A 16,039-nucleotide genomic window follows, 5' to 3' on the forward strand; every position below is an offset into this window, starting at 1 on the left:
AAAAAAAATGATACGCTTAAAAAGCGCCCCGAAATGGCTTTTTTTTACTTGCATTTGCCACAAATTGTACTTTACATTTACACATCGGTTAGGCTAATGCCGGGTGTAAATCCGGTTGAATGAGCTACCCGGAAGGCCTGCCTGGCCGCATAAACCAATTGTGATTTTTTAATACCCGAGTGCTTAAACCAACTAATAAATTAACCAAGTTTTAAACTAAATTTTATGAAGAGAACAGTACCCCTCCCCAACCTAACGCGCCACAGTTAAGCGCCTCGACCAACTAAATTATAACGGATATAATAATTATTTCCGATGGTATTAAAAAATAATACCTCCGGTTTGCACGCGTCCGTTTTAACCAGTTAAATACTAACCCATCCTAATTAAAATTACTGATATGGAAAAAATTTGTACTCAAAACTTAATGTCCGGCAAACGGTTTATAGCAGCGGCAATGCGGCTGTTATTGATACTCCCGGTTTTGCTGTTGATATTTTCGGCATCCTTATATGCTCAAAGCTCCATTAAAATTAGCGGTACCATTACCGATGGTAAAGGCGAAACCGTAATCGGGGCCACCGTTAAAGTAAAAGGCACCACACTGGGTACCGTTACCGATGTTAACGGAAAGTATACCATCACCGTGCCCAATGCACAATCTGTATTGGTGATCAGCTATATCGGCTTATTGCCCAAAGAAGAAGTAGTTGGTACCCGTACTGTTATCAACGTTAAATTAGAAGACAATTCGACCAACCTTAACGAGGTTATCGTAACCGGTTACGGCCAGGCCGTGACCAAAAGCGATTTGGCGGGCTCTATCAGCAGTGTAAGCGCTAAACAGATACAAGAGCGCCAGCCTGTTAGTCTTGCCGATGCCTTGGAGGGCCAGATAGCAGGCGCGCAGGTAACTACCGATGGCGGCGACCCGCTTTCGCAAGGCACCGTGCAGGTGCGCGGGGCTTCAACGTTAAGCGGTGGTAATGGTCCATTGTATGTTATCGACGGTGTCCTGAATGACGACGCTACCTTCCTGAACCCTCAGGATATCTTATCTATCGAAGTGCTGAAAGATGCTGCATCGGCCGCCATTTATGGCGTGCGCGGCGCTAACGGTGTAATCATTATCACCACCAAAGGCGGTAAAGAAGGCAAAATGAAAGTTACGGCCAACTACTACCACTTGTTTGGTAAACTGGCCCATAAACTGCAAACTACTTCGCCACGCGATATCACTTACTACCGCCGTGTTGAAAACGGTGGTGCGGGTACCGGAGCAGCGGTTAACCCCGACTCGGTTTCGGTTTTTGATAACCAGGATAACGAGTACCAGGACCTGCTTTACCGCACCGGTAATAAAGACAACATTAACCTTACCGTTAGCGGTGGCTCGAAAGCAGTGTTGTATTACCTGGGCTTCAACTATTTTAACGACCGTTCGATCATTATCAATAGCTACGCACAAAACTTTACAACCATTTTCAATACCGACTTCCAGGCTTCGGATAAGTTCAAGATCACCAACCACATCTCTTTAGGATACGTTACCGGTAACAGAATTGATGTTGGCAACACGGCCAGTACGGTATTCCAGCGTAACCCATGGGTATCGCTGTACCGGCCCGACGGCTCGATGGCCGGCTACGTAGAATCCAAACGTAACCCGGTGGCTTATGCATTATACGCCCAGAATTATCCTACTAATTATATTATTCAGGATAATATTACCGGCAGTTACCAGCTAACAAAAGATCTTAAGTTCACTACTTCGTTCAACGGACGTTTAGATTTGAACGGCACTGAAACCTTTATCCCGCTATCGATAACATCGGGAGCTTTGGGGCCAAACAGCGGTTCGAGCAGCAGCGACACCAAGCTGTCGTACGAGATACAAGCTTTTTTTAACTATAACAAACGCATAGGCAAAGACCACAACATTACTGCCGTATTAGGTACCAGCTATGATCACCACAAGGATAATGGCTTTAATATCGGCCTGCAGAACTACCTGAGCGAAAATGTGCGTGTATCAACCGCCGCCGACCTTTTAACCCAGTCATCAGCTACCAATACTTACGTATCATCATATTATGCAACCCAGTCGGTGTTTGCACGCGCACAGTATGGGTATAAAGACAAATACATTGTTAACGGCACCTTCCGCCGCGACGGCTCTTCAAGGTTCGGCCCGGCTAACCAGTATGGTAATTTTGGCGCGTTCGGTGCAGCATGGCGCTTCTCGGCCGAGCCTTTCATGGCCTGGTCGAAAAAATGGCTCGATGATGCCAAATTGCGTTACAGCATAGGTACTTTGGGTAATGATAACCTGCGTAACGACTTTTTATATCTTACCCTGCTTAACTTTGGTGCAGGCACGGTTGCCAACAACAGCGGTTCGTACTTTGGTAACAATGGCGCTTATGTAAGTGCCAACCTGGGTAACCCAACCTTACACTGGGAGCAAACCCAAACCCAAAACTTTGGTTTGGACCTGACCATGTTCAACGGCCGTTTAACCGTTACGCCGGAGTACTATATCAAAAAAACAAACGGGTTATTATCATCGCAGATATTGCCTGAAGAAACCGGTTTAAAATCTGGAGCTATCAACTTAGGTAATATCCAGAACCATGGTTTTGAGGTAACACTGACCGGTACGCCGATTGCCAAGAAAGATTTTTCGTGGAATATCAACGGAAACATCACTTTCCAGAATGCCGCGGTGATCACATCGCTGGCCTCTACCGCTACTGCGATACAAGGTTCATACCTGGTTACGCAGGGTGGCCATATCGGCGATTTTTACCTGTTGAAAAACTTAGGCGTTTATCGCTGGGATGTATCTAACGCATACGATGCCGCCGGCAACATGTTAACTCCCATTGGCGTAAACGCAGCCGGTACTACTGCAACCGGTTATACAGAGCCCGATGGAACCCCTTATACCGGTACCATCAGGCAGATGACCCGTAATGGGAAAGTGCTGAACGGTGGCGCTACCATTTGGCAGGATATCAATAACGATGGTGTGATAGATGAGAACGACCGCCAGGTGCTGGGCAACGGTATTCCAAAAGTATTCTGGGGCATCACCAACTTCTTTACCTATAAAGGCTTTACCCTGAACGTTACCTTCAATGCATCGTTCGGTAATAAAATATACAACTCTATTGCCAACGGTTTGAACCTCGAATCGTCGAACTATACACCGCCGACTGTAGCCGCTATCTACAACTCATGGATACATCCCGGCGATGTTGCTATCTATCCAAACATGAACGGCTCGGTTAAAGATACTTACGGTTCTATCGCAAACGGCGAAAACAGCCTGTATCTCGAAAACGGCGCATTCATCAGGTTAACAAGCGCTAAGCTGACTTACAACCTGCCGAAAAGCCTGTTGAGCAAAGCCAAAATACAAACTTTCAATGTGTATGTATATGGCAACAACCTGGCTACCTGGACAAATTACAGCTGGTACGATCCGGAGTTTACAACAAGCAACTTTTTACAACCAGGATTTGACAATGGTAAGTACCCTCGTCGCCGTGAACTGGGTATAGGTGTAAACATCGGTTTCTAAAACAACAAAGATCAAGATCATGAAAACAAAAAATATATTAATTGTTGCATCGCTTTTAGGCTTGTTGGCATTGGTGGGCAGCTGTAAAAAAAGTATAACTCTCGATCCGCCGAGCGGTGTTGAGGTCGACAACTATTTCAAAAACGGTAAAGATATTACAGCAAGTCTGGCCGGTATCTACTCAGCTTTCCAGGAAGAGATGGAAGGTACGGGGTCGGGTTCGGACGAGGGTACCGGTGGCCGTTACCACTATTGGGGCGATGTTCGTACCGAAACCTTTAAAGGGTCTACCTATGCTACTTACAGCGTGAACGAGATGGCCAACAACACCATCGAGTTTGGTAACCAGGCTACCGACTGGGCAGGTTTATACCGCGTAATTACCCGCTGTAACCTGGGTATAGCAAATTATCAGAATGTTCTGCAATACGATATCAACCTTACCCAAGCTACAGTAAACAACTCGCTGGCCCAGGCTTATGCCATGCGTGCCGAAAGTTATTTTTACATTGTAAGGTTATGGGGCGATGCGCCGGTTTGGACCGAGCCTTATACAGATATCCTTACCTCGGGCAGTAAACCGCGTACCAAAGCTTTAACTATTATCGACTCGCTGATTATTCCTGACCTGAACAAGGCTTACAACCTGATCCAAAAAAACCAGACGCCAACTGTTTGGTACATGAACGAGGCGGCTATTTGTGCTGTTATGGCCGATGTTTACATGTGGCGTGCAAGCATCCCAACCGGCGGTGGCGGCGGCGCGGCTGATTGGAACAACGCACTAACCTGGTTCACTAACCTGCAAAAGGCTAAAAATGCAACCGGGACAACTTATGCCCTTCCGGCTGGAAACCCGATCGGTGCGCTCGAAACCGGTACCAACTGGAAGAACAACTTCCTTACACCGGCAAACTCGGTCGAGCCGATCTGGAGCATCTATTGGGATTATACCGCAAACGGTTGTGCCTGTATACCTGTTTTCGTAGGTACAAGCAACAACCCGGTACAGTTAGACCCTGCTTTCCAGATCGATTTTAAACGTTTCTATAAAACAGATGTACGCGTATCAAAAAGTATCGATACTGTAAATACGCTTAACCATATCAACATGTTGTATAAATACTACAACTTAACGCCAACCTCGGGTGGTATCACACCGGCAACTGCCAATGCCAATTACAACGTGTACCTGCCGATGTACCGTTTGGCCGACATTTACCTTTCGATGGCCGAATGTTATGCCGAGCTGGGCGATCTCACCAACGCACTTAAGTACCTCAACTTTGTGTACATCCGCGCAAGGTACCAGGCAACAACACCTTCATCAACCGGTATCGCAGCCAGTGCAGTGCCAACGCAGGCAAGTATGATCGACGCAATCATCAACGAATCGAAATACGAATTGCTGGGCGAAGGCAAACGCTGGTTTGTATTAGTACGTACCGGTCGCGTTCACCAGATCATGGACCCTATCTTAAATCAGCGTAACGCTACTACCTCAGTGGTTGGCGGTGTTACGGTTACAACACCTGATACGAGGGGCTTTATCGATGCGCCAAACAGGTACTACTGGCCGGTTAGCCAGAGCGCGCTGAACGCTAATAAATTACTGAAACAAAATCCGGGATATTAATTAAAACAGCCATGAAAAGAATAACCATATTTTCAATAATAGCAGTTGCATTTCTGGGCATCGGTTCGTTAATGTCCGGATGTTCGCTGGCAGGTTTAAGTCTGCAAAAAGACTATAACCGCTCACTCGACGATACGCTCGATGCGCACGTTTACAAAACGGCGTGGGGCTATCTAAAATCGCGCGCTTATCAAAACGCATCGCCAAGCGATACGATCTTCCGCCGTATGTACGACGGGATCATCTATTCAGGTATCGATACCAACGAATACACCAAGCCTAACCGTACTTATATATTCCTGCAAAATACGGTGGTAACCGGCCAGCTTTGGGCCAAATACAAAAATGGCTCGGCAGTCGGCACCAAGTGGCAAAGCTATTCGAAAACAGATGTGAAGAACTACCTTTCATACCTGATTTTGCTGGGAACCTATACACACCGTAATTTATCGGTAACCAAAGACCAGGAAATACAAACGTTGGCGCCTGCCGGGGTATACACTACCAATCCAACTACGTTTTTGGCGCCGGGTACTTTTAACCCCAATCCAAATTCAACCATGATGGTGCACGTGTCCAACGCCAATACAGTTACATCGCAATTGGATTACCCGATTGTGCTGAACACCAGCATTAACGTTAACGTGAGCGATTTACTGGCAACCAATGGAGTAATTGACGTATTAAGCGGAAGTACAAACCCTCCGCCGTTCTTTTTCCCTCCACAATAACAAATCTATAAAGCGTGCTGCTGTATAGTAGCACGCTTTATTAAAACCACCCTGATTAATAAATAACACCCAGATGTAAATTAAGCTTAACAGTTAGCTGTTAAGGTGGAATTATAGCTCATCGTTTAAAAATATTTTTACATGACTGTAATTCACACAGAAATTAAATTTTTAATACGGGGACAGCAATCCCTTTAATTACAGTTATGCTTTTTACAATGTGCAAAGCATTCGCAAAAGGCAGATAAATAATCTTAAAATGTTTAAAAAAAGGTTTTTGGCCCTGTTTTGTTTAGCCGGCATTAGTTGTGTGGCTTTTGCGCAGCAGCAAAATAAAAATAGTGCAGCCGATATAGAAAGCAAAATAGATGCCCTGATGGCGAAAATGACTTTGGAGGAAAAAGTTGGCCAGTTAAACCAATACACCGGCGACCGCCTGGCAACAGGACCGTTTTCGCCTAACAGTACCAAAACCGAAGATATTAAAGCCGGCCGCGTTGGCTCAATGCTCAATGTGCGCGGCGCTAAAGATACACGCGATGTACAAGCTTTGGCTTTACAATCACGATTAAAAATACCCTTACTTTTTGGCCTGGATGTGATCCACGGCTACCGTACTACTTTCCCGATACCATTAGCGGAAGCTGCCAGCTGGGATATGGATGCCGTTAAGCTTTCGGCCCGCACCGCAGCTGCCGAAGCAGCAGCATCCGGCCTGCACTGGACGTTTGCGCCTATGGTTGATATTACCCGCGATGCCCGCTGGGGCCGCGTGATGGAAGGAGCCGGCGAAGATACGTATCTCGGTTCGGCTATAGCCACGGCACGTGTAAAAGGTTTCCAGGGCGATGGTCTGGGTAACCTTGACGCGATTATGGCTTGCGCCAAGCACTTTGCCGCTTATGGCGCAGGTGTTGCCGGCCGCGAGTATAACTCGGTTGATATGAGCGACCGTCAGCTTTGGGAAGTTTACCTGCCACCGTTTAAAGCCGCGCTGGATGCAGGCGCAGCTACTTTCATGAACTCGTTTAACGAGCTGAACGGTATTCCGGCAACTGGCAATGTTTATTTACAGCGCGATATTTTAAAAGGTAAATGGAACTTCCAGGGCTTTGTAGTGAGCGACTGGGGTTCGATAGGCGAGATGGTTGCGCATGGCTTCGCCAAAAATAAATCAGAAGCCGGTCGTTTAGCTATCACCGCCGGCAGCGATATGGATATGGAGAGCCACAGTTATGTTGATAACCTGGTAAAGCTGGTGAACGATGGTAAGGTATCTGTCGACCTGGTGAACGATGCCGTGCGCCGTATCCTGCGTAAAAAATTTGAACTGGGTTTATTCGATGATCCTTACCGCTTTAGCAACCCTGAGCGTGAGGCTAAAGTGTTAAACGACCCCGCCAATAAAAAAACTGCCCGCGAGGTAGCCGATAAAAGCATCGTATTACTGAAAAACGAAAAGGACTTGCTACCGCTTTCAAAAAATATAGGTTCGATAGCGGTTGTCGGTCCACTGGCTAAATCCAATATCGATATGATGGGCTTTTGGTCGGTGAAATGGGATAATGATCATCTAATTTCCCTATACGAAGGCCTGGAAAACAAAGTATCCAAACAAACCAAACTCATTTATGCCAAAGGCTGCAATATCAACGACGAGCAGGAAAGCGGCTTTGCTGAAGCGGTGAACGTGGCCAAAAATGCCGATGTAGTGATCATGGCAGTTGGCGAAGCCTATGATATGAGCGGTGAAGCTAAGAGCCGTACCAACATACACCTGCCTGGCGTGCAGGAAAAGCTGATCAAAGCAGTTAAAGCAACAGGTAAACCGGTGATTGTGCTGGTAATGGCGGGCCGGCCGCTGATATTTAACTGGACAGCCAATAACGTTAATTCCATTTTGTATACCTGGTGGCTGGGCAGCGAAGCCGGTAATGCCATGGCCGATGTGATCTTTGGCGATTACAATCCATCCGGAAAATTGCCGATGTCGTTCCCGCGTGCCGAAGGCCAGTTACCGTTGTATTATAATCAGAAAAATACCGGCCGTCCGGTCGTCAATCCTAAGGATGTTCTGTACAAATCGGCTTATATCGATCTGCCTAACACACCCAGATATGCCTTTGGATATGGTTTAAGCTATACAACTTTCAGCCTTACCGATCTGAAACTGAGTAAGGAAAAGATCACCAACGGCGAGACGCTTACCGCTACCTGCACGCTTAAAAACACAGGCAAATACGCCGGTGCCGAAGTAGTGCAATTATATCTGCGCGATATGGTAGCCAGCGTAACCCGCCCGATAAAGGAGCTGAAAGGCTTCCAGAAAGTTTACCTGAAACCAGGCGAGAGCCGCGAGGTGACTTTTACTGTTGATAAAGAGAAACTTTCTTTTTACGATCAGGCGATGAAATGGACAACCGAGCCCGGCCAGTTTAAACTGATGATTGGCAACTCTTCCGATCATATCGTGCTCGAAACCAATTTTGAACTGACAGCCACCACATCTTCTGCACATTTATGAGAAAGATAGCTTTATTGATCGCATTCGCCGGTTTGTTCGGTTTAGCTAAGGCTCAGTATGTGGGCCTTTCGAACACCGAATTCGATCTGCTGAAGCAAACTATCAAAAGCGATGCTTCAGCCCAAAAACTTTACGCTTCGTTCCAGTCGGAGGCCGATGCCGCCCTCGGCGAGGCGCCCAATCCCATCGTTAAAATATTATCCGAAGGACACCTGGAAGGCGATCCCGACAAGGTAGCCAGCTTAAAAGCGGTGCGCGATGCCGATAAAATTTACGCGTTGGCATTGGTTTACCGGGTTGGCGGCGATAAAAAATATCTGACCAAAGTACAGGAGTACCTGCTGGCCTGGGCCAAAACCAACAAATCGACCGGCGACCCTATCGACGAAACTAAACTCGAAGCCTTATTTGCAGGTTACGATATGGTGCGCGACCAGGTTGAGCCCGATGTCCGTAAGACGATCGACAAGTGGCTGGATAGTATTGCCGATGGCGAACTGAACAGCGATCATGCACGGCCCGGCAAGGGTACGGCCATCAACAACTGGAACTCGCACCGCATTAAGATCATCACGCTGATAGCCTATACCATCCACACCAAAAAGTATGATAAGGATATCCCGAAAGAGCTGATGGCACAATTGGGAGTGGATCTGTATCCTGATGGCTCAAGCTACGATTTTGTTGAACGCGATGCTTTTCATTACCACATTTATACGCTTGAGCCTTTGCTGAGCACCATCAGGACCATCTATCGCGCCACAGGTAAAAACTATTTTAACGAAGAATCGTATACCAAATCGTCCATCAAACGCTCGGTCGATTTCATGATTCCTTACGTTACCGGTCAGCTTACCCATGCCGAGTTTGCCAACAGCAAAGCCAAGTTCGACAGGGCGCGCGCCCAGAACGGCGAAAAAGGATACCAGGTAAAAAACTTCATTCCCAAAACAGCTATCTACGTTTTATCGCAGGCCGCCTATTTTGATGATGCTTATGTGCCGGTGATCAAACAAATATCAGGAGGTAATACCGATGATAACTGGGAACTATTGTTGAATAAAATTACAAAACCAACCGGACCGAAATAGAAAAGCACGCAAAGGCACTTAAGCCGCAAAGGAAAGCTTAGCGCCCTCTCGCCTTTGCGAGATAATATAATCAGATAACAACAAAATAAAATTATGCGCACCCGGAACTACCTGCTAACTACCGCTGTTTCTTTGCTAACCATCGCATCGGCATCTGCCCAAAAGGTGGATGTAAAAAAGCAATTCGCCAATGCGGCCAATCAAGTAACTTATATGTTGAGCCAGATACCTACTGCCGATACCACCGGCAATAAGGTATCGCCACGAACTTTTGAGAACGGTAAATTCAAACTGGTAAAATCCAGCGACTGGACGAGTGGTTTCTTCCCGGGCGAGCTATGGTTTTTGTACGATTACACCCGCGACCCGAAATGGAAGCAACAGGCCGAGATCTACACGGCGAAGATCCAAAAGGAGCAATATAACAAAGGTACGCACGACCTGGGTTTTATGATCAATTGCAGCTTCGGCAATGCTTATCGTTTAACCGATAACGAAGCCTATAAAAAAGTATTGATCCAGGCTGCAAAGTCGCTGAGTACGCGCTTTAACCCCAAAACAGGTGTTATCCGCTCATGGGACCATAATGCCGACCAATGGAAAAACCCGGTGATCATCGATAACATGATGAACCTCGAATTGTTATTTAAGGCGACCAAACTCACCGGCGATTCCTCATTTTACAAGATCGCTGTTTCGCATGCCGATCATACCCTGAAAAACCATTTCCGTGCCGATTACAGCTCATACCACGTAGTTGATTACGACCCCGAAACCGGCGCCGTGATCAAAAAACAAACCCACCAGGGCTACAGCGATGAGTCGGCCTGGGCGCGTGGGCAGGCCTGGGGCCTGTACGGCTACACCATGTGCTACCGCGAAACACACGATAGAAAATATCTGGAACAAGCACAGCATATCGCTAAATTTATCTTCAGCAACCCGACTATGCCGAAAGACCTGGTACCTTTCTGGGATTACAACGACCCGCAGATCCCCAACATATCGCGCGATGCCTCGGCCGCAGCCATCACCGCTTCGGCACTGTATGAGTTATCGGGTTATGTAAAAAATAGCGACTACCGCGAAAAAGCAGATAAAATATTAAGCAGCCTGAGCAGTAGTGCCTACCTCACGCCGCCAAACCAGGATGCCGGCTTTATCCTGCTGCACAGCACCGGCCACCGCCCGGCCAAAAGCGAGATCGACGTACCGATCAACTACGCCGATTATTATTACTTGGAAGCCTTACTGCGCAGCACGAAACGCTAAAAAAGACATGGCAATGGAAGCACCCCGTCGTTTATTATCAATTGATGTATTTCGCTCCATTACCATGTTCTTCATGATTTTCGTGAACGACCTGAGCGGCGTTACAAACGTACCGCGATGGATCGATCATGCCGACGGCCACGCCGACGCCATGGGCTTTGCGGATACCATTTTCCCGGCGTTTCTGTTCATTGTAGGGCTTTCGCTCCCTTTCGCGCTCGAAAACCGCAAGCTGAAATGGGAGACTTCATCAGGTACGGTTAAGTATATCCTGTACCGGGCTTTTGCTCTGATCGTAATGGGTTTTTACCAGGTGAACATGGAAACCTATTCGCGCACGGCAGCTTTCCCGGTAGCGGCCTGGGGTATCATCGCTACCCTGTGCTTCTTTCTCATCTGGCTCGATTATCCGGGAAAGGTCAACAAAAAGCTCAAATATGCGCTCATTGCGATAGGTTATATTACCCTTGCGGTGCTGGCCGTTATTTACAAAGGCTCGGTTAAGCATCCGCACATGCGTCCGCAATGGTGGGGTATATTGGGCATTATCGGCTGGTCGTACCTGGTATGCGCGTTAATCTACTTCTACAGCAAGGGGAGCACCAAAATATTATGGATAACGCTCATTGTATTCGCCGCGGCCAATATGGTGTTCCATACCGTTATCGACGATGAGGACATCCGCCTTTGGATATTGAACGATTGCTCATCGGTAGCGCTGGTAATGGCTGGAGCTGTAACCGGCGCTTTATATCGCAAATACCATGCAGTGTTTAATAAATTCCTCATGGTGCAGCTCATTATCGCCATAGGCCTGATCGCTATCGGCCTGCTCATCCGCCCGTATGCCGATGGTATATCCAAGATACGTTCCACACCGCCATGGGTATTTATTTGCACCGGCATCAGCCTGATCATCTATTCACTGTTGGTTTACCTGGTCGATATCCGCGGCAAGCAAAACTGGTTTAAAATATTGCGGCCGGCAGGTACCAGTACATTGACCTGTTACCTGCTGCCTTATTTGATATTCTTTATCATGAAACTGACTGATTTTGACTATCCCGACCTTTTTGACGAAGGCGCGGGAGGTATTATCCGCTCGTTCGCGATGGCGTTCTGTGTGATCATATTGGTAGGATTAATGCAGCGTGTACGATTAAGATTGAAAGTTTGATGAAAGCGATACGCACTTATATTTTCTTTATGCTGATGGCCTTGCCGGGCCTTGTAGCTTTTGGGCAACAAAAGGTCATCATCGGCTACGTAGGCGGTTATCGCGGCCTCATCAAACCCGGGATGGTGGATGCCAGCAAGATCACTCACTTGAATTACGCCTTTGTCAACGTGATCGCTAACCGGGCCATCTTATCGCGTGAGCGTACGGATACTGTTAATCTGCGCAACCTTACCTTACTGAGAAAAGCAAATCCCAGGCTCAAAATATTGATATCGATAGGTGGCTGGACATGGAGTGGCGGTTTTTCCGATGCGGTATTGAGCGATACCTCGCGCCAGGCGTTTGCGGCCAGTGCCATCGCAATTGTCAAACGGTTCAATCTCGATGGCATCGATATTGACTGGGAATACCCCGATCAAACCGGCAACGGCAACATCAACCGTAAGGAAGATAAGCAGAACTACACCCTCATGTTCGCCGAGTTAAGAAAGCAACTGACAGGGCTCGGCTTGCAACTGCACAAGCCCATGCTGCTCACCACAGCCACCGGCGGCTTCTCCAATTTTTTACGCCATACCGAGATGAATAAAGCATCAGTTTATCTGGATTATATCAACCTGATGACCTACGATTATTTTGGTAACGGCAGTGCCATCCATCATACCAACCTGTACGCATCAAAAACCTATACCGGGCGCGATAATGCCGACAATGCGGTCTCGGCTTACATTGCAGCAGGAGTACCAGCTTCAAAAATGGTTTTGGGCGTAGCATTTTATGGGAGGGTATTTCAACTGCCAGATTCCGCAAAAAAAGGCCTGGGCGATATCAATTCGAAACATTTGAGGCAGTTAGGTTATGATATGATCCGCGACAGTTTACTCACGGATAAAGCTTTAGGCTTTATTGCTTACCGCGATACGGCAGCGATGGCCCCGTACCTGTTTAGTAATATCAATCACCAGTTTGTAACGTACGATGACATCTGGTCGATAGACAATAAATGTAAATATGTTTTGCAACACCAGCTGGCGGGCGTCATGTTCTGGGAATACGACTCAGATCCGAAAAGCTACCTGCTTGACGAGGTGAACGAAGATTTAAATAAAGTAAAATAAGTTCTTCCCACAAGGGAAACCACTATAAATACCATAAACTATGAAAAAGATCGTACTATTAGCCTTGTTTGGCAGTTTAACGGCCACGGCAATTTGCAAAGACTACACCATTCACAACCAGCAGGAGTTTGACCAGGCCGTTAGCCAGGTAAAACCCGGCGATAATATCGTGATCGCCGCCGGAACTTACAAAGACCTATTGCTTAACGTTGCTGTATCGGGTACCGAAAAACAACCCATCACTATCAAAGCCGAAGGCAAGGATAAAGTAACCTTTACTGAGGATGTTTACGATCATGTTTTTAATGTTACCGGCAATTACATTGTGTTGGATGGCTTTACATTTAAAGGCTGTAACGTATTTAAAAAGGATGGCAAGAATGCCGTGCTGGTAGAGTTTTTCAATACCAAAAACTGCCGGATGACGAACTGCTTCTTCACCCAAAATACAGCCAAAACCCAGTTTATGCCTATCGTAGTGATATCGGGCTATGGTGAGCACAACCAGGTAGATCATTGCAGCTTTATTACCGATATCGATAATATGGAGGTACAGGTAAAAGTTACCAAGCAGGATTGCCCGAAATATACCCTGATAGAAAAGAACACCTTTAAAGATAAACCCAAAGTTACCTGGCCCATTTACAATGGCGGCGAGTGCGTGCAGATAGGGCAGGACCCGATATTACTCGGCAACCTGGTGCCCAATGCTACGGTGCAGAACAATACTTTTATCCATTGCGATGGCGAGCCTGAAGTGATCAGCAATAAAAGTACCGGCAATAAATACCTCAACAATTATTTTGAGGATTGCCAGGGCGAGCTCGTGATGCGCGGCGGCCACGATTGTTTAGTTGATGGTAATACTTTTAAAGGCGGCATAGGTGGTATCCGTGTAAACGGCACCGGGCATACTATCAGTAATAACAATATCAGTAATATCAAAACCGCTATCCGTTTAATGTACGGCATGGCTAAGGGCAAAGAGGTTACCGGCTTTTATATCGCGCCAAGCGGCTGTACCGTTAAAAATAACCATATCAGCAATGCCGAGACAGGTATTTTGGTTGGCGATAGCAAAAATGCGGACTGGGCAGGCAAGTTTGATGTGAACCGCTACCCATCGCGCACGATGCAGGATGTTGCACCGTTTGATAATCAGTTCACGGATAATGTTTTTACCAATACCCAGAAGACTATAGTTTATAATTAAATGAGAAAGGCCAGGAAATAAATCCTGGCCCTTTATCTTTTTGCTTATTTGCCCGCGTGTCTGGCGTTCAACTGCGCCATGTATAACGATTGCGGTTGCAGCCCATCCTTATCGCGACCTTCCCATTCACCAGCCCAACGGTCTTTAAAGTGACCGGGATCTTCGGTGCCGTGAAAGCCGATGCAATAATTGGTGCCGCTTACCCAGGGCTTTTGTACTGCCGCTTTTTTGGCGGTGCAGTTCCATAGTATCTGCGTTACACCGCTCCAACCGTGGCCACTGCCCATATACCCGCGATCCTGTACGTTGATCTCGCCATCGGTAACAATGTTATCATACAACGTGCCCGACGACCATCGGTGGTGCGGGCCGATATCGGCATGTTCGTTTTTGGCGGTGCTGTTGTAAAACACGTTCGGGCCGCAAACGCGCGCACCAGTTACATAATCGTGGCGGCCGTCTTCGGCATGGCAGTTCATAAACAGGTTGAGCTGGCCTGTATTGTTGAACGAATAACGACGCCCGCCGGTGATCTGCGATTTGGCGTCGACACATTTGCTGTCGGTTACGGTAATATTGCGTGTGCCACCTTCGAGGCTTACACAGGCGTAGCCATAATAACGCGCGCTTACGTTGCGCACCCAGCCATTGGCCGTGTTTTTAAAGCCTACGGCTATCCAGCCATGGTTTTCGTCGGTTTCGCTGGCATACTCCGATTCGAAGTAAATATGCTCCACCCCAACTTCCTGTATGCGGGTGTTAAAAGTGTATTTATACAATGCGCCGCCACCATATTGAGCTTCCAACTGCAGCACCACCGGGTTATCGATAAACACTTTGTTGCCTTCAATTTTGGTAATTACCCGCTCGTAATGCATATCGTATTCGCCGGCTTTCCATTGTTTGGTGCCTTCGCGCTCTACTATCTGATCCATTTTGAGATCATGTATCCAGTTTTGAGGGCTTGGGCGAAACAGGATGACCGGGTCGCCAACCTTAAAACCTGCTGCCGACTCGACATTGAACGATTTGGTACCCACCGGTACAAAGCTATCGGTAATCTTGACCCGCGAGCCGCCGACTTCGCGTATCGAGCCAGAGCCTTCTACATTTAACAAAGTGCGTTGGCCGGTTCCTGCGGCAATAATGCGCGTGCCGTTTTTATCATCGCCTTCGCCACGCAGCACTACACCGCCGGCTTTTACAAAAAGCTGCCCGGCAACTTTGTAAGTTCCTTTCTTTAACAGGAGTGTGCCGCGGAAGCCGCTGGCATCCGGCGAGCGTTTGGATAGCTCGTCGATAGCATCCTGTATCAGTTGCCCCGCATCGCCATCTTTTGGTGCTTCAATGGTTTTTACAACGGGCACATCGGGGATGGGTACATCGTTCTGGTGATAACCAACTAAACTAAAATCAGGCAGCGTGCCGCCATCCTTATCGGGATGATAGGCGAGGGAACCATCCCCGTTAAGGGTAACAAATTTTGATTGCCAGCCGTCTTTTTTACCGGTGTGGAAAGCCGTTATGGTTAACGCGGCAAGGCCCAATACAGCGAAGCGTTTCAGAGTAGTGAATGTCATTTCGAAAAAGGTTTATATCAGCATTAAATATAACCCTTTAGACTGCCGCCATACAATTTGGTTGGGTGAGGAACGATGCGGTTAGGCAGTTGCCTTACCCCTGCAAGT

Annotated in this window: 10 protein-coding genes; 9 read left to right on the top strand and 1 reads right to left on the bottom strand. The window is 47.3% G+C overall.

All coding sequences use genetic code 11. From position 1 onward, the window contains the following. Positions 1–400 precede the first annotated feature (400 nt). The 9 genes from BEL04_RS13665 (at position 401) to BEL04_RS13705 (ending at position 14,351) form a co-directional block, all read left to right on the top strand. Positions 401–3,586, top strand: coding sequence for a TonB-dependent receptor (locus BEL04_RS13665; protein WP_066004788.1), 3,186 nt, complete (start codon positions 401–403; stop codon positions 3,584–3,586). Positions 3,587–3,605: 19 nt separating this feature from the next. Continuing rightward, positions 3,606–5,222: a RagB/SusD family nutrient uptake outer membrane protein gene (locus tag BEL04_RS13670; RefSeq protein ID WP_066004790.1), complete on the top strand. Its 1,617-nt coding sequence runs from the start codon at positions 3,606–3,608 to the stop codon at positions 5,220–5,222. 11 nt (positions 5,223–5,233) lie between these two features. Then, positions 5,234–5,953: a hypothetical protein gene (locus BEL04_RS13675; RefSeq protein WP_066004791.1), complete on the top strand. Its 720-nt coding sequence runs from the start codon at positions 5,234–5,236 to the stop codon at positions 5,951–5,953. 259 nt (positions 5,954–6,212) lie between these two features. After that, on the top strand, positions 6,213–8,477 hold the full coding sequence (locus tag BEL04_RS13680; RefSeq protein ID WP_066005285.1) for a glycoside hydrolase family 3 N-terminal domain-containing protein: 2,265 nt from the start codon (positions 6,213–6,215) through the stop codon (positions 8,475–8,477). Beyond that, positions 8,474–9,568 carry an alginate lyase family protein gene (locus BEL04_RS13685; protein WP_066004793.1) on the top strand — a complete coding sequence of 365 codons (1,095 nt, stop codon included), beginning with the start codon at positions 8,474–8,476 and terminating at the stop codon, positions 9,566–9,568. The genes BEL04_RS13680 and BEL04_RS13685 overlap by 4 nt, the downstream gene beginning before the upstream one ends. Positions 9,569–9,661: 93 nt before the next feature. Further along, positions 9,662–10,840, top strand: a complete 1,179-nt coding sequence (locus BEL04_RS13690) for a glycoside hydrolase family 88 protein (protein WP_066004794.1) — start codon at positions 9,662–9,664, stop codon at positions 10,838–10,840. Positions 10,841–10,853: 13 nt separating this feature from the next. Continuing rightward, a complete protein-coding gene (locus BEL04_RS13695; RefSeq protein ID WP_083227921.1) occupies positions 10,854–12,017 on the top strand; it encodes a DUF5009 domain-containing protein in 1,164 nt (387 codons plus the stop codon). Continuing rightward, entirely contained in the window at positions 12,017–13,138 is a 1,122-nt protein-coding gene (locus tag BEL04_RS13700) for a glycoside hydrolase family 18 protein (protein ID WP_083227922.1), read from the top strand. The genes BEL04_RS13695 and BEL04_RS13700 overlap by 1 nt, the downstream gene beginning before the upstream one ends. Positions 13,139–13,178: 40 nt before the next feature. Continuing rightward, a complete protein-coding gene (locus BEL04_RS13705) occupies positions 13,179–14,351 on the top strand; it encodes a chondroitinase-B domain-containing protein (protein WP_066004797.1) in 1,173 nt (390 codons plus the stop codon). Positions 14,352–14,395: 44 nt separating this feature from the next. Here BEL04_RS13705 and BEL04_RS13710 read toward each other — a convergent pair whose 3' ends face one another. After that, positions 14,396–15,931 (bottom strand): hypothetical protein, encoded by a 1,536-nt coding sequence (locus BEL04_RS13710; RefSeq protein WP_066004800.1) that lies wholly within the window; start codon positions 15,929–15,931, stop codon positions 14,396–14,398. Positions 15,932–16,039 lie beyond the last annotated feature (108 nt).

It is taken from the genome of Mucilaginibacter sp. PPCGB 2223 (assembly GCF_001705515.1).
Classification (GTDB): Bacteria; Bacteroidota; Bacteroidia; order Sphingobacteriales; family Sphingobacteriaceae; genus Mucilaginibacter.